This window comes from Pseudomonas sp. BF-R-19 (assembly GCF_019956445.1).
GTDB lineage: Bacteria > Pseudomonadota > Gammaproteobacteria > Pseudomonadales > Pseudomonadaceae > Aquipseudomonas > Aquipseudomonas fluorescens_BH.
In genome coordinates this window covers 18,814-37,010 of record NZ_JAHBDN010000061.1, presented here as the reverse complement: position 1 = coordinate 37,010, position 18,197 = coordinate 18,814, and the positions used below count along the sequence as shown (strand labels likewise).

General features: G+C 59.2%; 15 protein-coding genes. 11 read left to right on the top strand and 4 right to left on the bottom strand.

The window, feature by feature from the left end:
• Positions 1-327: 327 nt before the first annotated feature.
• Together KGB28_RS18070 and KGB28_RS18065 are read right to left on the bottom strand one after the other, a co-directional pair.
• Positions 328-4,725 (bottom strand): response regulator, encoded by a 4,398-nt coding sequence (locus KGB28_RS18070; protein WP_223446792.1) that lies wholly within the window; start codon positions 4,723-4,725, stop codon positions 328-330.
• Between the two features lie 51 nt (positions 4,726-4,776).
• Positions 4,777-5,934 (bottom strand): HD-GYP domain-containing protein, encoded by a 1,158-nt coding sequence (locus KGB28_RS18065; RefSeq protein WP_223446790.1) that lies wholly within the window; start codon positions 5,932-5,934, stop codon positions 4,777-4,779.
• Positions 5,935-6,205: 271 nt separating this feature from the next.
• On the opposite strand from KGB28_RS18065, the gene KGB28_RS18060 reads away from it, so the two are divergent.
• From KGB28_RS18060 to KGB28_RS18035, 6 genes are all read left to right on the top strand, one after another.
• Positions 6,206-6,907: an EthD domain-containing protein gene (locus tag KGB28_RS18060; RefSeq protein WP_223446788.1), complete on the top strand. Its 702-nt coding sequence runs from the start codon at positions 6,206-6,208 to the stop codon at positions 6,905-6,907.
• A 199-nt stretch (positions 6,908-7,106) separates the two neighbouring features.
• Positions 7,107-8,519 (top strand): NAD(P)-binding protein, encoded by a 1,413-nt coding sequence (locus KGB28_RS18055; protein WP_223446786.1) that lies wholly within the window; start codon positions 7,107-7,109, stop codon positions 8,517-8,519.
• A gap of 16 nt (positions 8,520-8,535) precedes the next feature.
• Positions 8,536-9,495 carry an alpha/beta fold hydrolase gene (locus KGB28_RS18050; RefSeq protein ID WP_223446784.1) on the top strand — a complete coding sequence of 320 codons (960 nt, stop codon included), beginning with the start codon at positions 8,536-8,538 and terminating at the stop codon, positions 9,493-9,495.
• Positions 9,496-9,534: 39 nt separating this feature from the next.
• Positions 9,535-10,251: a gamma-glutamylcyclotransferase gene (locus KGB28_RS18045; RefSeq protein WP_223446782.1), complete on the top strand. Its 717-nt coding sequence runs from the start codon at positions 9,535-9,537 to the stop codon at positions 10,249-10,251.
• Between the two features lie 326 nt (positions 10,252-10,577).
• Positions 10,578-10,976 (top strand): hypothetical protein, encoded by a 399-nt coding sequence (locus KGB28_RS18040; protein ID WP_223446780.1) that lies wholly within the window; start codon positions 10,578-10,580, stop codon positions 10,974-10,976.
• A 439-nt stretch (positions 10,977-11,415) separates the two neighbouring features.
• Positions 11,416-11,751, top strand: coding sequence for a hypothetical protein (locus KGB28_RS18035; protein ID WP_223446778.1), 336 nt, complete (start codon positions 11,416-11,418; stop codon positions 11,749-11,751).
• Positions 11,752-11,952: 201 nt separating this feature from the next.
• Here KGB28_RS18035 and KGB28_RS18030 read toward each other — a convergent pair whose 3' ends face one another.
• Positions 11,953-12,300, bottom strand: a complete 348-nt coding sequence (locus KGB28_RS18030) for a hypothetical protein (protein WP_223446776.1) — start codon at positions 12,298-12,300, stop codon at positions 11,953-11,955.
• Between the two features lie 184 nt (positions 12,301-12,484).
• Between KGB28_RS18030 and KGB28_RS18025 the strand changes: the two genes are divergently transcribed.
• The 4 genes from KGB28_RS18025 to KGB28_RS18010 all read left to right on the top strand — a co-directional run bounded on the left by KGB28_RS18025 (position 12,485) and on the right by KGB28_RS18010 (position 17,442).
• A complete protein-coding gene (locus KGB28_RS18025; RefSeq protein WP_223446774.1) occupies positions 12,485-13,393 on the top strand; it encodes a peptidyl-prolyl cis-trans isomerase in 909 nt (302 codons plus the stop codon).
• On the top strand, positions 13,393-14,391 hold the full coding sequence (locus KGB28_RS18020; RefSeq protein WP_223446772.1) for a HupE/UreJ family protein: 999 nt from the start codon (positions 13,393-13,395) through the stop codon (positions 14,389-14,391). Before KGB28_RS18025 ends, KGB28_RS18020 begins: the two co-directional genes overlap by 1 nt.
• Before the next feature lie 39 nt (positions 14,392-14,430).
• Positions 14,431-16,647, top strand: a complete 2,217-nt coding sequence (locus tag KGB28_RS18015) for a DUF3604 domain-containing protein (RefSeq protein WP_223446771.1) — start codon at positions 14,431-14,433, stop codon at positions 16,645-16,647.
• Between the two features lie 309 nt (positions 16,648-16,956).
• Positions 16,957-17,442, top strand: a complete 486-nt coding sequence (locus KGB28_RS18010) for an adenosine-specific kinase (RefSeq protein ID WP_223446770.1) — start codon at positions 16,957-16,959, stop codon at positions 17,440-17,442.
• A gap of 85 nt (positions 17,443-17,527) precedes the next feature.
• Here the strand turns inward: KGB28_RS18010 and merR are convergent, their stop codons facing one another.
• Positions 17,528-17,926 (bottom strand): Hg(II)-responsive transcriptional regulator, encoded by a 399-nt coding sequence (gene merR / locus KGB28_RS18005; protein WP_223446769.1) that lies wholly within the window; start codon positions 17,924-17,926, stop codon positions 17,528-17,530.
• Positions 17,927-17,977: 51 nt separating this feature from the next.
• Between merR and KGB28_RS18000 the strand changes: the two genes are divergently transcribed.
• Positions 17,978-18,193 carry a cation transporter gene (locus KGB28_RS18000; RefSeq protein WP_223446768.1) on the top strand — a complete coding sequence of 72 codons (216 nt, stop codon included), beginning with the start codon at positions 17,978-17,980 and terminating at the stop codon, positions 18,191-18,193.
• Positions 18,194-18,197: the final 4 nt, after the last annotated feature.

Sequence of the window (18,197 nt, the reverse complement as noted above, 5' to 3'; positions counted from 1 at the left end):
AGCCGAACGCTGGCCGTGACTTTAAAGCCGCAGCTGCCTGCGCCGCCTCTGGGAAATCCTTAAACGGGTATCTGTTTTTTTTATCGGATGATTTGCAGCGCGTTACTACGCGGCCAATGCCAGGCCATCGCCACTGGCACTGCAGCGGGCGTTCACTGCCGCAAACGGTATGTGGGGGCACGGACTGGCCGTGCTTGCGCGCGCATCAACCCCGCCCCAATGAGGCTCGGTTGACTCAGGTTGGCATGGCGCGGCATCTCGCGATGCCGCTATACCCCGTCCACAAGCGCATGATTGGCCAGGGGCGGGTTCAATCCACTTCAATGATCAGGACAGGTTTTCAAGCAACTCCAGCGCCTGATCGAAATCGAAGCACTCCGCTTGCCGGACAACCCGAAGCAACTGCTCGGTCATCCGCGGGTCTGACGCCAGCCCCTGCAGCTTGAGCAAGGCCGTCAGCGCCTGGGTGTCGCTCTCGGCCAGCAGAGACCGGACGTAGGCCAATTGCGCATGCCATTCGCTGCACGGTGGCGCGCTAGATGAGTCGGCGGACGATGTCGGCTCGCCGAGCACCGATAAGCCTTCCAGCACCAGTGTCAGGCAACGCTCAACCTCCACCAGCCGATCGGCCAGGTCCTGCTTCGCCCCATCGCTTTGGCATGCCTGCTCCAGCGCGGCGGCGGCGTTCGCCACTTCAACGGCACCGATGTTGCCCGCCGTGCCGCGCAAGGTATGGGCCAGCCTGACCGTCGCCGAAGGATCGCCTTGACTTCGGGTAGCCAGGAACTCGGCGCAAAAAGCCTGGTGGCTGGAGCGAAACTTGCGCAGCAGACGCAGATAGAGCTCGACCTTGCCCATGCAGGTGCCCAGGCCGGCTTTCAAATCAATACCGGGAAGGCTGGCTGGCAGGCTCGCCGCTGACACCTTGGTGAGCGGCGAAACGTCGGCCGACATCGCGCCACGGTCAGCTCGCGGATGTATCCACTTGGCCAACGTGGTGAACATGTCGTCGACGTTCAAGGGTTTGGAGATGTGGTCGTTCATGCCGCAGGCCAGCGCCCGCTCACGGTCCCCCGCCATGGCGTCGGCAGTCATGGCGATCACCGGCAAATTCGCCCAGCGTGGCTGCTCGCGTATCTTGCGGGTCGCGGTATAACCGTCCATCACCGGCATCTGGCAGTCCATCAACACACCATCGAAGTCTGCGTCACGCTGCAGTTGCTCGAGCGCTTGCGCGCCGTGAACGGCCAGGCACAGCTCGATCCCGGCGCTCTCCAGCAGTTCACAGGCCAGCTCGCGGTTCAGCTCATTGTCTTCGACCAACAGCAGTCGCGCGCCACGCAGGCTGGCCATGGCGCTGGCGCACTGGCCGAGTCGCTCGCTGGCCCGGGTATCGGCCTGGGGCATCTTGCCGAGCACCGTGCCCAGCGCCTCAAGCAATGTAGACGGCGTCACCGGTTTGGTCAGTACCACCGGCAATTGAATGCCGTGCCGACTGGCCTCCTCGCGGGCCTCCTCGCGACCGAACGCAGTGACCATGATCACCGACGGCGTTTGTGCCAGTTTGGCGGCCTGCATCTGCCGCACCGTTTCCACGCCGTCCATGCCAGGCATGCGCCAATCCATCAGCACCAGATCATAGGGCAGCACCTTCGCTTCGGCCTCCATCAGCATGGTCAGTGCAGCCCGGCCACTTTGCGCGACGTCCACCTCCACGCCAAAACTGCGGGCCATGCTGGACAGGATCTCGCGCGCGCTGGCGTTGTCATCGACCACCAATACACGGCTGCCCAGCAATTCGTCGGCGGTCACCATGCGCCGCAATTGGTTGTCGCGCTGCACCCCCAGGCTCACCTCGAAATGGAAAGTGGAACCCAGGCCCGGTTCGCTCTCTACCCAAATGCACCCGCCCATCAATTCCACCAGATGCCGGGAGATGGCCAGGCCCAATCCGGTGCCACCGTACTTGCGGGTGGTGGTGCTATCGGCCTGGCTGAAGGGTTGAAACAGGCGCGAGCATTGCTCGGCGTTCATGCCAATCCCGGTGTCCCGTACCCAGAAATGCAGCTGCGCCTGCTCTCCTGCAGAGCCCCGCTGCTCTACACCGAGCACGATCTCGCCCTGCTCGGTGAACTTCGTCGCATTGTTGCCCAGGTTGATCAGCACCTGGCCAAGGCGCAACGGATCGCCGATCAAGGCGGTCGGCAGCTCGGCATCGGTGCTGAACAGCAATTCCAGGCCTTTGTCCTCGGCTTTCAGGCCAATCATGCTGGCAAAGCCGTCGAGAACGGCCTCGAGGTGGAAGGGAATGTGCTCCAGGTGCATTTTGCCGGCCTCGATCCTGGAGAAATCGAGGATGTCGTTGATGATCACCAACAGGTATTCCGCCGAGCGATGGACCTTTTCGATGTAGTTGCGCTGGCGGTGGTCGAGCTCGGTGCGCAATGCCAGGTAGCTCATGCCGATGATGGCGTTCATCGGTGTGCGGATCTCGTGGCTCATGGTGGCCAGGAAGTTGCTCTTGGCCCGGGTCGCCTCTTCTGCGGCCTCGCGTGCGCGCTGCACCTCGGCCTCGGCGGTCTTGCGGTCGGTGATGTCAAAGTACCAGTTGGCCCCCATACCCCGCTCCCCCAGCGTCATCGTGACGGCCGAAACCAGTACGTCGAAGCGCTCGCCTCCTGCGCGCTGCAGGGTGGTCTCGAAGTTCAGCACGGCACCTTGTTCTGCCGCTTCGAGAAAGCGCTGGTGTGCCTGCGGGTCGACCCAGAACTGCGCCGGATCCGTACCTTCGAGTTCAGCCAGACGAGTCCCGAACAAGCTGTCGAACTGCGGATTGCAGTAGGTCGGACGGCCATCGACGTCCCTGATCACCATGGCCACCGGGCTGCTGTCGAGTACCGCGCGCAACTGTGCCTCGCTGGCCTTGAGTGCCGCCTGCAGATGACGGCGTTCACTCACGTCGCGCACCGAAGCGCACACGCATTCTCCGCCCCCCTCCAGACTCGGCAAATGCGACAGGCTGATTTCTGCCGAGAACAGACTGCCGTCTTTGCGCACGCCTTGCAGGTCGTCCAGGTTGGCCCCCATCTGGCGAGTGTCGCCGTGGGCCATGAAGCCCTTGCGCAGCGCCACGTGACGCCCGCGACTGGGCAACGGCACCAGGCGATCGATGGTCTCGCCGAGCAACTCACCGGGGCTATAGCCGAACAACTGATCCAGTTGGCGATTGGTGCGCAGGATTTGTCCCTCGGCATCGACCACCAGCATGCCGTCCGGCGCCGCTTCGATAATCCCGCGATACCAGGCCTCGGTGGCGCGCAACGCCGATTGCTGGGTTTCCAGTGCCTGCGCCTGCTGCTCCAGTTGCAGCGCCTGTTCCGCCATTTCATTGGCCTGGCGCCGGGTTTCTGCCAGCAGGGTCTTGACCGCCTGATTGCGCTCCAGAATCGCCATGGCCGCGGCCAGGCGTGGTGTGGCTTCCTGCAACAGCAGCAATTCACGCTCGCCCAAGGGTTCCAGCCCGGCCAGCTCGAGCACCCCCAGCAACCGCTCGCCACGCACAATGGGCTGCAGCAGCAGGCAACGGGCCGGGACCTCGCCAAGCGGCGAGCGCAAACGCCAGTATTGCTCCGGCATCGCCTGAAACTGACGCGGCAGGCGATCCACCGCGCACTGCCCCAACAGGCCATCGCCGAACATGACTTGCGCCTCGGGTGGCCGCTCGGAATCGGTGGCATAACGACCCATCAACAGCAGCGTGCCGGCGTCCTCCTGTGCGCTGTACAGCACCCCCTGGCAGATTCCGTGCAGGCTGGCCATGCATTGCAGGAACACCTGCGCCAGTTCGGCCGGGGTTTCTGCCTGCTGCAGATCGACCTGCAATTGGGCGGTATGCGCCTTGATCCAGCGCTGACGCTCAAGTTGTTGGGACTCGGTCTGCAGTTTGGCGATGGCCCGCGCCAGATCGCCGGTTTCGTTGTTCAGGTCGGTGTGGGGAATCGGTTGATCGAGCTGCCCGGCGGCCAAGTGGTCTACCGCCACCCGCACCCGGTTGAGCGGATTGCGGATCGACTGGCTGACGACCCAGGACAACAGCAACGCCAGCGACAAGCCACCGAACAACAGTACGTAAGTCAGCATGGTGCTGTGTTCGGCAAACTCGGCAATGTCCTTGGCCGTGTCGCGAATCGAGGCTTCCTTGATCTGGGCGATCGCATATAAAAGGCTGTCGGCCTGTTGGGCAAGTTGCTGGAACTCACTGCTATTGAGCAGCAACAACGCCTTGTTCTGCTGGCCTTGGTCGATCAATACAAAGGCCTGGTCGCTATAACGCTGCAACTGTTGCTGCAGCAGGTCGAACTCGGAGAGACGCGCCAGATTCTCCGCACGCCTGAGGGTCACTTTGGCGTGGGCCACAGCCTGCTGCAGGCCTTCGCGGATTTCATGCAGTTGCTGCAGGGATTCGACGCGAATCTGCGCGCTGTCGGTGCCCACCGCACGCTGCAGTGCTTGCATCATATGGGGCAATTGCACACGTGCTTCCTGCAAGTGCTCCATGCCGACCAGTTCCTGCAGGTAGAGGTTCTGCATGTCCTGCTTCAGCGATTGCTGGGTGCGCAGGCTTTGCACGCCGAGCACCAGCACCAACAGCAGCAGTGCTGAAAAACCCAGGATCAGTTTGTGCAGCAGCGCGAGGCGCTCAAGCAGGGTGCGCAATCCGGCCATGACCTGTCCTCGTGGACCTGATGAAAACACTGATATAGGGCAGTAGCGGGTTCACGGAGTCTGGCCGATACGCTCCAGGGCAGCCCGCTGGCCGGCCATGTCCTGTTCGGTATCGGCGAAGCGCTCGGCAATGGTCTGGAACTGTTCAACGCACACCAGGAAGGCATCGCAGATGTCCGGGTCGAAGTGCGTGCCTCGCCCCTGACGAATAATCTCGACGGCCTGCGCGTGGGGCATCCCCGCTTTATAGACCCGACGGCTGATCAACGCGTCATAGACGTCAGCCACCGCCATCAACCGGGCGCTGACAGGGATGTCGTCACCCGCCAGCCCCTGCGGATACCCACTGCCGTCCCATTTTTCCTGGTGACTGTAGGCAATCTCCTTGGCCAGGCTGAGGAACTCGGCGCGAATGCCGAGCTGATCCTCGGCATGCTGGATGGCGTCGCGTCCCAGCGTTGTATGAGTTTTCATGATCTCGAATTCTTCCTCGGTATAGCGTCCCGGCTTGAGGAGGATATGGTCGGGAATGCCGATCTTGCCGATGTCGTGCAACGGCGCCGACTTGAACAGCAACGCGATGGTGTCCTCGGTGAGAAAGTGACTGAAGCGCGGATGATCACGCAGATGCTCCGCCAGCACCTTGATGTAATGCTGAGTCCGCCGGATATGGTTGCCGGTTTCGTTATCGCGAGTCTCGGCCAGTGAAGCCATGGCCTGGATGGCCACATCCTGGATCGCAATCACCTCGCGGGTCCGGCGCGCCACTTCCTTTTCCAGATAGTCGTTGTGATCGCGCAGGAAGTCTGCCGCCGCCTTGAGCTTGAGCTGGGTATCCACCCGAGCCAGGACCAGCGCCGGCCTGATCGGTTTGGTGATGTAGTCGACAGCGCCCAGTTCCAGGCCATGGATCTCATCTTCGGTCGCGGCCATGGCCGTCAGAAAGATGATCGGAATATCGCGGGTACGCGGGTCGCGCTTGAGCTGCTGCGCCACTTCATGGCCGGACAGCCCGGGCATCATCACGTCCAGCAGGATCAGGTCCGGGAGTGTGTCGCCCTGTAGTACGCGCAGAGCCTTTTCACCGCTATTGGCGGCCTTGACCCGGTAGCGATCCTTGAGCAGATCCGTCATCAGCATCAGGTTATCGGGCGTGTCATCGACCACCAGGAGGGTTGGTGGACTGTAATGACGCTGTTCGGCACTCATGGCGGAGGGCTCCCTTGCCAGACATGGACCATCCCAAGGCAACACTTCCACTGCCGCCCCAGCGCAAGGAAGCTTAGCTGCAGTTCTCCAGGGCTGCCCGGCGTCGAGCGGCGGAGCCATTGCCCTCATAGTGTGGGTCAATAGTCTGTTTGAGGTATTACCCGGGGCTGACCTTGAATGACTATGACGCCAGGGATTTTCGGCCATCCGGATGGACCAGGCAGCACGACCGCTGCGCCATCCATCAACCGCAACGAGGAGTTTGATAGCTATGGAAAAAGTCATCTATCTGCTGTGGCGTGATACTCAAGTCAGTCCTGATACCTTCGCCCATCGCCTGCGCAGTGAGGTCGCTGGGCAATTGCAGGCACTCGGTGCCCGTAATGTGCAATTGAACCTGGCCGATGCCGATGTTCTGCCTGCAGCCGGCCTGCGCCAGGAAAACAACCGGCCATTGCCCGATGGCAGCCTGTCGCTGTGGCTGGACAGTGCCAACGGGCCGGCTCGTCGCCCTTTCGATCACTTGATCAGCGCGGCAACGGCGCGCATGGCCGCCTATCTGGTCTGCGAGTCGGTTGCTATCGCCAATACTCGCTTCCCTGCAACGCCAGGTGAGCGTACCCACGGCTTTGCCCAACTGGCCCTGCTGACCCGCCCTCCACGCCTGACCCCCGAGGCCTGGCTGGACATCTGGCGCAACCATCACACGATGGTGGCCGTGGACACGCAAGCCAACTTCCAGTACGTGCAAAACCTGGTGGTGTCGCCACTGACGCATGGTGCCCCACGGATCGATGCCATCGTCGAGGAATGTTTTCCGCCGGCGGCCATGACCGATCCCATGGCCTTTTTCGATGCGGTGGGCGACGAAGCGAAATTCCAGCGCAACCTGGCCGCGATGATGGACAGCTGCAGCCGCTTCATCGATTTCGACAGGATCGACGTGCTGCCTACCAGCCAGTACTGCCTGTAGGACCGGGAAATCGTCATGCGTGAAGGCCCTTCACGCGAATTCACTGCAATAGCATGCCCGCCGGCGCTAATGATCACTGCGGCCGCAGCCATTAATTCCATCGGTTATTTGAGTGAGGAGCATTCGTTCTATTGGGCTTGGTACAGGTAGCTAATCTACTGAACTTGAGAGGGAGCAACCTTCAGAAAGGCGAAAGCATATGGACGAAAGTCTGATCGAAACCGACTACCTGATCATTGGCGCTGGCGCGACGGCCATGGCTTTCGTCGATACGCTACTCAAGGAAACGAATGCACGCGTCATGATGGTGGATCGACACGATCGACCTGGCGGGCACTGGAATGATGCCTACTCGTTCGTCCGATTGCATCAGCCCTCGGCTTTCTATGGCGTCAACTCACGTGAACTGGGCAGCGCAACGAAAGACCAGGCGCCACTGAACTCAGGCTTGTATGAGCTAGCCTCCGGCACTGAGGTGGTGAGCTACTTCGATCAGGTGATGAATCAGCAGTTTCTGCCGTCAGGTCGAGTCCGTTACTTCCCCATGTGCAACTACACCGGCGACCGCATTGACGACCACCGCGTTACCTCACTGGTCAGCGGCGCGAACCATCAGGTCCGGGTGCACAAAAAGGTGGTGGACGCCACCCATGCCCAGACGGCAGTTCCCTCGACTCACCCGCCCAGGTACAGGGTGGAGCCCGGCGTGGAATGCGTGCCACTGAACGACCTGCCGAAGATCCGGCACCCACACTCTGGCTACGTAGTGGTGGGATCGGGCAAGACCGGGATCGACGCTTGCCTGTGGTGTCTGCAAAACGGTATTGCGCCCGAAAAAATCTGCTGGATCATGCCGAACGACCCGTGGTTGATCGACCGGGCCAACCTGCAACCTGGCCTCGACAGCTTCGAACGAACAATCGGCGGCCTCACGGCACAATTTGAGGCCATCACAACCGCAGACTCGATCCCGGACCTGTTCTCCAGGCTTGAGGCGACGGGCCAGCTCCTGCGCATAGACAAGTCGGTGGAACCCACTGCTTACCGTTGCGCCACTGTCACACAGGCGGAATTACGTGAGCTTCGCCGCATCGACAACATTGTGCGCCTGGGGCGGGTGCGAGTGATCGAGCCAACGCGCATTGTGCTTGAGCAGGGCAGCATCGCCACGAGCCCGGGTGCTCTGCACATTGACTGCAGCGCCAGTGCCATCCCGTCACTGCCTGAAATGAAGGTGTTCGATGGCGGCAAGATTAACCTGTTGATGGTAAGCACTTGCCAACCCTTGTTCAGCGCAGCCTTGATCGCTTATGTGGAAAGCCACCTGGCCGATCAAGCGCAGATGAACGCGCTTTGCACCATGGTCCCCCCGCCTCACGTCCCCACGGACTGGATCAGAATGTGGGCGGTGTACCTGGGTAACCAACTACGCTGGGGAGAACATGAAGGCCTGGCCCGCTGGATCAGGCAGTCGCGCCTGTTCTTTCTGACGGCGGTGGTCAGGGGCTTGCAGGAAACCGACACCGAGAAACTGGCACAGCTGCATCGCCTCTCTGTCAGCAGGCAGCAGGCTGCGGCGAATCTGCCGCGGTTGCTGGGGTCCATCGCTTGAATTGCAGGAAGCACACATGAACGAGCCACACCTCGAAATACTCGACATCAACGGCATCCGCATGCAGGTCGCCATCCAGGGTTGCGGTCCGTTGGTCTTGCTTTGCCACGGATTCCCGGAGCTGTGGTACTCGTGGCGCCACCAGCTTGCTGCGCTGGCAGCCGCCGGCTATAGAGCGGTCGCGCCCGACATGCGTGGCTATGGCGGCACCGATGCGCCGGCCGAACCCGACGCCTACACCACACTCCACCTGGTGGGCGACATGGTGGAGTTGGTCAACTCACTCGGCGAACAGCAAGCCGTGATCGTCGGCCATGACTGGGGCGCGCAGGTGGCCTGGAGCGCAGCATTGATGCGGCCCGATCTGTTCCGCGCAGTGGTCGGCATGAGCGTTCCCTTCTCGCCACCGGGGCGCGTGGAGCTCCTGAGCGCGCTGGCCTCGCGGGGTATCAGCGACTTCTACATCCAGTACTTCCAGACGCCGGGTGTGGCCGAGGCCGAGCTGCAAACGGACGTCGAGTCGTCGATCCGGCGCATCTACTTCAATGGCTCGGGTGACGGGCCCGATGGACCGGTGTTTGGCCAGCTGCAGCCGGGGCAGGGCTTCCTGGGGGGGATGATCGAACCCGAAACCCTGCCAGTCTGGCTAAGCCTCGAGGATATTGCCTACTACACCCGCGAATTCACTCGCAGCGGATTTCGCGGCGGCTTGAACTGGTACCGCAACATGACGCGCTCATGGGCACTGCTGGCACCCTGGCGCGGTTGCATTATCCGGCAGCCGTCGATGTTCATTGCCGGGAGCCACGACGCCGTGCTGAAGTTTCCGGGCGCCCCGCGGCAGATCGAAGCCTTCGCGCAGACACTGCCGGGCCTGCGTGGGTGTCATATCCTCGAAGATGCCGGCCACTGGATACAGCGCGAACGCGCGGACGAGGTCAATGAGTTGCTACTGGGCTTCCTGAAAAAACTCTGATCAGGAGCTTGAATTTCTATCCATAGAGGGAGGGCCGGTATGGCACCCCTGAGAACCACGCCCGCCAAAGGACGAAACCTGACTGCAGAACTTGTCGCTCGCGTTGAGCGCTTTGAGCCAGATCCCGGACCCGAACCGGGCACGACCGAACACACCGAAGCAGAGTTTGATGCGATGGTGGAAGCACTGTTGTTTGAATACAAACCGCAGGAGCTCTGGATCTTTGCTTATGGCTCACTGATATGGAGTCCGGAGTTCGATTTTTTGGAGAGCCGTAGCGCCACCGCCTTCGGCTGGCATCGATCGTTCTGCCTCAAACTGACGCGCTGGCGCGGCACACGCGAGTTGCCAGCCCTGATGTTGGCCCTCGACCGGGGCGGAAGCTGCAACGGGTTGGCATACCGGCTTCCAACGCAAGACCATTTCAAGCAATTGGGACTGTTGATGGTCCGGGAAATAGACGCAAACCCACCAACCAATGTTCCGTGCTGGATTTCGGTTAAAACCGAGTCCGGGATAGTGCGTGCATTAGCTTTTGTCGCAGCACGCGACGGAATGGCCTATGCCGGAAAGTTGCCCATGGAAAAGGTTGCCCATGTATTGGCTCGCGCAGCCGGGCACTGGGGCTCGGCGGCCCAATACCTGTTCCGGACTGTGACAATGCTCGAGGAGCATGGCATTCGGGACCGAAATATGTGGCGGATACAAAGCCTTGTGGCACAGGAAATCGAAGACTCCCTGCTTGCTGCGCAATAGCCAGGTTGGGCGAGCGCATCCCGCGATGCTCGCCCTGCGGGGGTTATCCACCCGACAAAAGCTCCATTTAGCTTGAGCACCTGTAATGGGTCGATTGCGGTCCATTGTGACCGCTTGAATCCACAGCCAGGAGCGGACATCGAGATAACAAACCGCAAAGGGGCCGCACACTGACGCTGTTGGTTATTTAAGCAGCGGCCCCTAGAACTTTTCCCTATTTATCGGTCTATTTGAATAGGCACATCCACTCGGTAAGCGCGAACTCACCTGCTTCCCGCAGCCAGATGCTCACACGTCAAAATGTCAATCAGAGGTTGTCTTCGCTCATGAAATTCCATGACCCACGGATGGTGCTCTTCGGCCTGTTCGCGTTCGCGGCAGTGGGCTCGGCATCAGCAACACAGATGAAGACCCCAACCCCTGTTTTCGCAACTGAAGTCGCAGTAGTTCAGGTTCCGGTCCACGCTGCCGGCAACCCTTGGCCGACCTTGGTCAGCACGGCCGGCAAGCAGCCAGGGCCGTTGCTTGCCCATGACGACCGATACTGGCATGACGGCCGTTGGCACAATCGTAGAGACGATTGGCGCCGAGACGACTGGCGTAGAGATAACTGGCGCAGAGAGCAAGCCCGCCGAGAAGCAGAACGCCATCGTGATTGGGAGCGCCACCAGGATCGGGCCATGCGGCACCGCTACGAGGACGAGCGCCGCTACTATCGTCGCTAGTGCGACGCCACGGGATCAATCCGCCTGCAACACGGGCGATGCACCGCCAACTTGCGAAACCAGGACTCAAACCGACCTGAAATGGCAGTGCTCGCCCACCAGGACGTAGACATCAAGCGGAAAACGTCGACGAGGTATGAATCGGATATTTGTTCAACGCTTCCCAAGTGAAACCTGACCGTCCGCTTCAGGTCATTCGCAGCCCTTCGTGACTGGCAGAAACCGGCCAGAAGCACTCATTCAATATCGGATTTTGTTTTGCCTGGCCTACTGGGAGCGATTGAGGCTGGTGTGACATTACGCCTCCAAAAGATCTTTTAGTGGAAAACAGCCCCTCGCCCCTCGCCCCTCAGGCCCAATGATAGAATCTTGTTTTGGAAAAGGAGTTTCATCTGTGGAGGCTGGAAAAAAGAGTTGCCCCTATTGCGCGGAAGTCATCATGACTGAAGCCATTTTATGCAAACACTGCCAATCTGACCTCAGGCAGAAAATACGCATCCCACCTGGGTGGCCACTGCCGTCAGAAAAGAGAATTGGCCTGGTCAGCAAGATCGTCGCCGGAATCATTATCGCCATTACCTTGTACCTGGCTTTTGGTTTTTATGTCAGCAACACATCGCAAGGCAAGGAAAGAATGCAGGCCCGGGATGCCGCCGAACGATGCCGCGAGGAAGTAGACAGCTACTCCGGCCCAGCAGTCGGGAAAGGCGTAATCGCAGAGGTTTGTCGAAAGCTGGAGGACGAGTTCCGCAAAAGTCTGGATCACGCGCTATAGGAAAAGCCGATTACGAAGCCCGCCATTAAGCGGGCTTTTTTTGCCTTTTGCATCAGGCAGAAATCGACCAAAAGCAGTCGTTGCACTGTTGCCCTGGCTTCGAATCTTCAGGAGTACTGCAACCGACAAGGAGTAGATGACCGTGCCCCTTAAAACCGCAGGATTTGCCGGCGCCTGAAAACGCATATTGCCAGGCGTTGACTACGTCTGTGAGTTCCTCGTCTGGCTTGTCATTGCTCGAATCAAAAGTACCGTCATGATCCAGTGCAATACGACCACTGGCCACAATAAAACCCCACTCGATTCCCCTGAGATACCAACGTAGGCGAGATAAAGCGTAGCGGCTGCGTTATAGATCAACATCCCGAGCATTGCTGGTCCGGGCCAGCAGGCGATGGCCAATGCGATGAGGGCGATGCCGGCCAAGGGGACGATGACGCCCGTCAGTTCGATGCCAAGCAGAAGTTGCCCGACCAGCGACGGGACAAGTAAGAGCGCCACGCCAGTGGCTGCCTCGATGATCGCGGCGAAAACAAGCAGTCCTTTCATCACATGGGCGCTCCGTCCCGGGCTGTATAGGTGCAAGACTGGACGGCCCTGGGGAATTGGTTAATCCGATTGCTACTAAGCCTTAGTGCCTATCGTGATTAGCCTTGGTGGAAAGTTCCGGTACAGCAGCAATACTCCACCCTGCTGCGAAAACCATTCGCAGTATAGCGTGGGGCAATAAGTCATGAACTTAAGCGTCTGCGAAGCGAAAGAATCTCGACTTTCGTTAATCAAACGATGCATTCGCCAGCCGTTATTGCACTTTCTAATCGCCGGTTTTGCACTCTTTGTACTGTACGGAGGTTTACACCGTTCAACCCTTGATCAAGATCCGCAACGCATCGAAATCACCCCAGAAGTTATTCAGCGGATCGCGATTTCCTGGCTGGCGCGATGGCAACGACCCGCATCGGAGCAACAGTTGCAGGGCCTGATTGATGAATATGTGAAAGAGGAAATCCTCTATCGCGAAGCACTGAAACTTAGCCTGGATAAAGACGACACTATTATTCGCCGCCGACTGGCGCAAAAAATGGATTTCCTTGCCGAAGATGTAGCGTCACTTCGCGAGCCGGCACCCGGTGTACTTGAGGCCTGGTACAACCAGCATCAGGACCAATATGCCCCGCCGCCACTTTTGACCTTCCATCATTTGTTTTTCGCTTTGGACAAACGTGGTGCGGATGCGCAAGCGCAGGCAAAGTCCGCACTCAGTGGGCTGTCTGACAAGAACAGTGGTGAAGGCGATGCCTTCATGTTTAAAAACGCCTACTCGGAACAATCCCGGGATCAGGTGGCGCGGGTCTTTGGTTCAACGTTCGCCATTTCATTGTTCAAGCAAACGCCAGGTAGCTGGGTGGGGCCTGTGGAGTCGGGTTTTGGCTGGCACCTGGTGTGGATTGATGCGCTGGCCAAATCACCTCCTCCGCCCTTCGAAGCAGTGGCCCAGCAGGTCAAGTCCGATTGGTTGTCCGAACAACGCAGCGCATCGAAACGCGCAAATTTCGATACACTGAAAGCACGCTATGAGGTCGTGGTGATGGTACCTGCTTCCGCCGGTGCGATTGCAGCCACACACAAGGAGCAGCCGTGATGCGGTGCACGGTATGGCTGCTGTTGGTGCTCTGGTTCGTGGGGCTGACGGCCATGGCCCATGAGTCGCGCCCCGCTTACCTGGAGCTCAACGAAACGGCCGCCGGGCGCTATGACGTACTCTGGCGCACGCCGGTGCTTTCAGGCATGCGGTTGCCGATTGAGCTCCGGTTTGCCGAAGGTGTGCGTACTGTCGTTGAGCCCGTGGAAAGCGAACTGAACGATTCACTGATCGAGCGTCGGGTCATTGATGCCGGCCCCGCAGGACTGGTCGGGCAACGTATTGCATTCATCGGCCTGCAAGCGAGCATCACCGATGTGCTGGTGCGTGTCTCGCGCCTGGACGGCAGCCTGACGACCACCCTCGTCCACCCTGCGCAACCCTGGATAGAGATCGCGGCCACGCCGGGAGCGTTCTCGGTGGCCGGTGCATTTCTGGTTCATGGTATCCAACACATCCTGGGGGGCTTCGATCACCTGCTGTTCGTCTTCGGTCTCCTGCTGCTGGTGGGTAATGGCTGGATGCTGGTGAAGACCATCACCGCATTCACCCTCGCCCATTCCATCACCCTGGCACTCGCTACACTGGGTGCGGTGCGGCTGCCCGGCCCTCCTGTGGAAGCGACGATTGCGCTGAGCATTCTGTTGCTGGCAGTGGAAATCGCCCGCAAGAACCGTGACGAAACCAGTTTCACCCTCCAGTGGCCATGGGTGGTGGCGTTCTGTTTTGGCTTGTTGCATGGCTTCGGTTTTGCCGGTGCGCTGGCGCAAATCGGTTTACCGCAGCGCGATCTGCCGCTGGCGCTGTTCACCTTCAATATCGGCGTCGAGATCGGCCAACTGATGTTCGTCGCCGTCGTGTTGAGCCTGCGCGCACTGCTGCTGCGTTGTCGACTGCCACGGCCTGCAGTCCTGTATGCCCGACCGATTGCTTCTTACGGGTTGGGTACGCTGGCTGCCTTCTGGTTTTTCCAAAGAGTCTCGAGTTTCTTGTCCTGAGTTGCACCCTGTCATTGCCGTATTCCGGAGACGTGGAATATGAAAAACCCTACACACTTCACCGCGCCAACACTGCTCGGTTGTGCCGTGCTAACTGTCAGCACACTGGCATTGGCAGAGGGCAACCCGGATCGCGAGGTTTACTTTGGCCAGACGCACTCGCACAGTTCCTGGTCGATCGATGCCTACCTGATCGGCAACCACCAGGTCGATCCCGAGCAGACGTACCAATACTCACTTGGGATGCCGATCAAGCATCCAATGGGGTTTGAAGTGCAACTCAAGGGTCGCCCGCTGGATTTCCATGGTGTGACCGACCACTCGGAATACGTGGGCGTGATTGCCCTGGCCAACGATCCGAAGTCAGACTTCAGCAAGCTGCCCATCGCGCAAAAGCTGATTGTCAAAACCCCGGAAGATTTCAACCGGGTGTTCAAATGGATCGCCGGCAGCTTGAGCCACCCGATCAAGGAGCTGATTGATCCGAAGGTTGCCGGCAACATCTGGCAGCAGAACATCGCCATCGCCGACAAGTACTACAAGCCCGGCAAGTTCACCACGTTTGTCGCCTATGAATGGACCTCAGCCCCCAACAATCAAAACATGCACCGCAATGTGTTTTTCCGCGACTCGAAGAAGGTGCCGGACATGCCCTTCACGGCCCTCGATTCGGACAAACCGGAGGATTTGTGGGGTTGGATGGACGACCAACGCAAAAAAGGCAACGAGGTGCTGGCGATCTCCCACAACGCCAACCTCAGCAACGGCCTGATGTTTCCGGTGGACGTGGATGACCGTGGCCGCCCCATCGATGCCGCCTGGGCCGAGACGCGGATGCGCAATGAATCCCTTACCGAAATTCACCAGGTAAAGGGCACCTCGGAAACCCACCCCGAACTGTCGCCGACAGACGAATTTGCCAATTATGAAGTCATGAGTTTCCTGCTCGGAATCGACAACAGCACGTCGAAAATCAATGGTAGTTACGTAAGGCAAGCCTGGCAAAACGGCATGGCTTTGCAGCAAGCTCGTGGATACAACCCTTACAAAATGGGCGTGGTCGGCGCCAGTGACTCGCACAATGGGGTGATTCCTTATTCGCAGAGCGACAACTTCGGCTCCCACGGCTTTACCGACAGCACCCCGGCGGCGCGTCTTTCCGGCAAACAGAACTCGGGGTTGATTGCCTTGCAAACCAGCACCTCCGGTCTGGCCGGTGTCTGGGCTGAAGAGAACACCCGTGAATCGATCTTCGATGCCATGAAGCGCAAAGAAGTCTATGGCACCAGCGGCGTGCGCATCCCCGTGCGCATGTTTGGTGGCTGGGGCTTCGACAGCAGTTTGTGGAATGAAAAAGACTGGGTGCATGCCGCCTACGCCAAGGGCGTTCCCATGGGCGGCGACTTGCCGGCAAAACAGGGTAAACAGACGCCGTCCTTCGTGGTGTGGGCGGTCAAGGATGTCGACGATGGCAACCTCGACCGAATCCAGATCATCAAGGGCTGGACCAAAAACGGCCAGACCTTCGAGAAGATCTACGACGTCGCCTGGTCCGGTGATCGCCAACTGGACCAGGCCTCCGGCAAAATCCCACCGGTGGGCACCACGGTCGATGTTTCCAAGGCGACCTACACCAATACCATTGGTGCCACCGAGCTGAAAAAAGTCTGGGTCGATCCGGATTTCGATCCGGCCCGGCACGCGTTCTACTACGCTCGCGTGCTACAGATTCCGACCCCGCGCTGGAGCACCTATGACGCGGCCAAGCTGCAAGTACCGCCGCCGGCCGACGTCTCGGCCACCGTCCAGGAACGTGCGTGGACTTCGCCGATCTGGTACACGCCGACAGTTGAGGACAGCAAGCTTGTCGCTGCGGGCAAAACCATCGATCAGCTGAAAACCGAAGGCGCCAAAGCGCTCACTAACGAGCAGTTGCAAGCCTACGTGGTGGGCAAAACCATCAAGGTGCGCAATACCGTCACCGGCCAGACATTCGAGATCGTCTATGGCACCGAAGGCCAACGCCTGGTCACCAGCGTCGATGGCAAGCCGCCTACGCATGGGGAATACCTGAACATGCTGCATGACGGCCAGTTTGGCGTGCCGGCCAACTATGAAATCAAGGACGGGCATCTAGTGACAACACTCGGCGGCACACCCTTCGAGGCCACAGTATTCGAGCAAAACGGCAAATACATGGCGGCTCGCAGCAACGAGTTCGGCTATGTGAATTATGAGGTTGAGGAGGTCAAGTAGCGCCGAAGCCAGCACCGATGTTCTGCATACATCGGTACTGGCAGATTGCCACGAACCGATATTGCCGTAGCTCAGTAAAAAAGCTGTTCGCGAATCGGCCCCAATGTACTTACTCAGACATTGATACTTGAATGGGCGCTGTTACCGAAAGCAGTCATCGATGGAAGTTCGCTTTGGGTCGGATACAACCCTTCACGACAGGCAGCAATCGGCCAGAGTCCGTCAGTGGACGGAGCAATAACAAATGAGTAGCTATGCTTGTTTTGTTGCCAGACTCTGATAGCAACATCGTGAAAGGAGGCGTTTGAGATGCAACTCATCACGTTGAAAATCGAAAAGCCGGATGTGACTAACTTCATTTTGGGTCAGACGCACTTCATCAAGTCCGTCGAGGACATCCACGAAGCACTGGTGAACGCCGTGCCAGGTATCCAGTTTGGCGTGGCCTTTTGTGAAGCCTCTGGCAAATGCCTGGTGCGATGGTCTGGCACCGATACCTCAATGATTGAACTGGCACAGAAGAATGCGAAAGCCATCGCCGCAGGCCATAGCTTCATCATTTTCCTGGGCGATGGTTTCTATCCGCTGAACGTGTTGAACACCATCAAAATGGTTCCAGAGGTCTGCCGTATTTTTTGTGCAACTGCCAATCCAACCGAAGTGATTCTCGCCGAGACGCAACAAGGGCGAGCAATCCTGGGCGTAGTGGATGGCTTCTGTGCCCAAGACATTGAAGGCGATGAAGACATCCTGTGGCGCAAGAACCTGTTGCGACAGATTGGCTACAAGCTGTGAATGGCAGAGCGAGCACGCTCGGCCCTGCGTACCCTGCACGGGGGTGCTGACCTGACGCCTGTGCAGGGTGCCCTGCAACCAGGCATCACTCCCTGTCCAGCGCATCGATGATAGGGCATGTGGCCCCGCCACCGCTTGCATCGCATTGCCGCACCAGTCCGCCCAGCACCTGCTGCATTGCTGCAAGGTCGGCCATCTTTTGCTCGATCAAGGCCAGCTTGCGCACGGCCAGTGCCCGAGTCTCGCTACAACTGCAGGCCGCATCCAGTGTCAGCAGTGCGCCCACCTCATCCAGCGTGAATCCCAGCGCCTGTGCCCGTTTGATAAAGCGCAGCCGTTTGACCTGCTCCGGTAGATAACACCGATAACCGCCAAGCGGCTTTGGCGGCTCATCCAGCAAGCCGCGTCGCTGGTAATAGCGAATAGTCTCGATGTTCACGCCGGCAGCTTCCGCCAACTTGCCGATACTCATTCCTGTCGCCATCACACGCCTCTTGATTCTGTACCTGGGTACGGAGTGTAGAGTGACTCCAGGTTGGAAACCATCAGGCTCGACGTGCAGAACATGACCTGTGCGGTATGTCCGGTCACGGTCAAGGGATCACCGGAGCAACTGCCCGGCATGAGTACCGTCAAGGTCGATTTGGCCGAGAGGATGACCATCGTCATCTATGACCCCGATAAAGCCGATCCCGAGGCGCAGACCAAAGCGACGACGAATGCAGGCTATCCCTTCACCGTGCACAAATGAGGCA

What these genes read in the sequence shown, in the direction of transcription:
- KGB28_RS18060 (WP_223446788.1), top strand. Translation starts at nt 6,206, where the DNA reads ATGGAAAAAGTCATCTATCTGCTGTGGCGTGATACTCAAGTCAGTCCT.
- KGB28_RS18070 (WP_223446792.1), bottom strand. Translation starts at nt 4,725, where the DNA reads ATGGCCGGATTGCGCACCCTGCTTGAGCGCCTCGCGCTGCTGCACAAA.
- KGB28_RS18065 (WP_223446790.1), bottom strand. Translation starts at nt 5,934, where the DNA reads ATGAGTGCCGAACAGCGTCATTACAGTCCACCAACCCTCCTGGTGGTC.
- KGB28_RS18045 (WP_223446782.1), top strand. Translation starts at nt 9,535, where the DNA reads ATGGCACCCCTGAGAACCACGCCCGCCAAAGGACGAAACCTGACTGCA.
- KGB28_RS18035 (WP_223446778.1), top strand. Translation starts at nt 11,416, where the DNA reads ATGACTGAAGCCATTTTATGCAAACACTGCCAATCTGACCTCAGGCAG.
- KGB28_RS18020 (WP_223446772.1), top strand. Translation starts at nt 13,393, where the DNA reads ATGCGGTGCACGGTATGGCTGCTGTTGGTGCTCTGGTTCGTGGGGCTG.
- merR (WP_223446769.1), bottom strand. Translation starts at nt 17,926, where the DNA reads ATGGCGACAGGAATGAGTATCGGCAAGTTGGCGGAAGCTGCCGGCGTG.
- KGB28_RS18040 (WP_223446780.1), top strand. Translation starts at nt 10,578, where the DNA reads ATGAAATTCCATGACCCACGGATGGTGCTCTTCGGCCTGTTCGCGTTC.
- KGB28_RS18010 (WP_223446770.1), top strand. Translation starts at nt 16,957, where the DNA reads ATGCAACTCATCACGTTGAAAATCGAAAAGCCGGATGTGACTAACTTC.
- KGB28_RS18050 (WP_223446784.1), top strand. Translation starts at nt 8,536, where the DNA reads ATGAACGAGCCACACCTCGAAATACTCGACATCAACGGCATCCGCATG.
- KGB28_RS18025 (WP_223446774.1), top strand. Translation starts at nt 12,485, where the DNA reads ATGAACTTAAGCGTCTGCGAAGCGAAAGAATCTCGACTTTCGTTAATC.
- KGB28_RS18015 (WP_223446771.1), top strand. Translation starts at nt 14,431, where the DNA reads ATGAAAAACCCTACACACTTCACCGCGCCAACACTGCTCGGTTGTGCC.
- KGB28_RS18030 (WP_223446776.1), bottom strand. Translation starts at nt 12,300, where the DNA reads ATGAAAGGACTGCTTGTTTTCGCCGCGATCATCGAGGCAGCCACTGGC.
- KGB28_RS18055 (WP_223446786.1), top strand. Translation starts at nt 7,107, where the DNA reads ATGGACGAAAGTCTGATCGAAACCGACTACCTGATCATTGGCGCTGGC.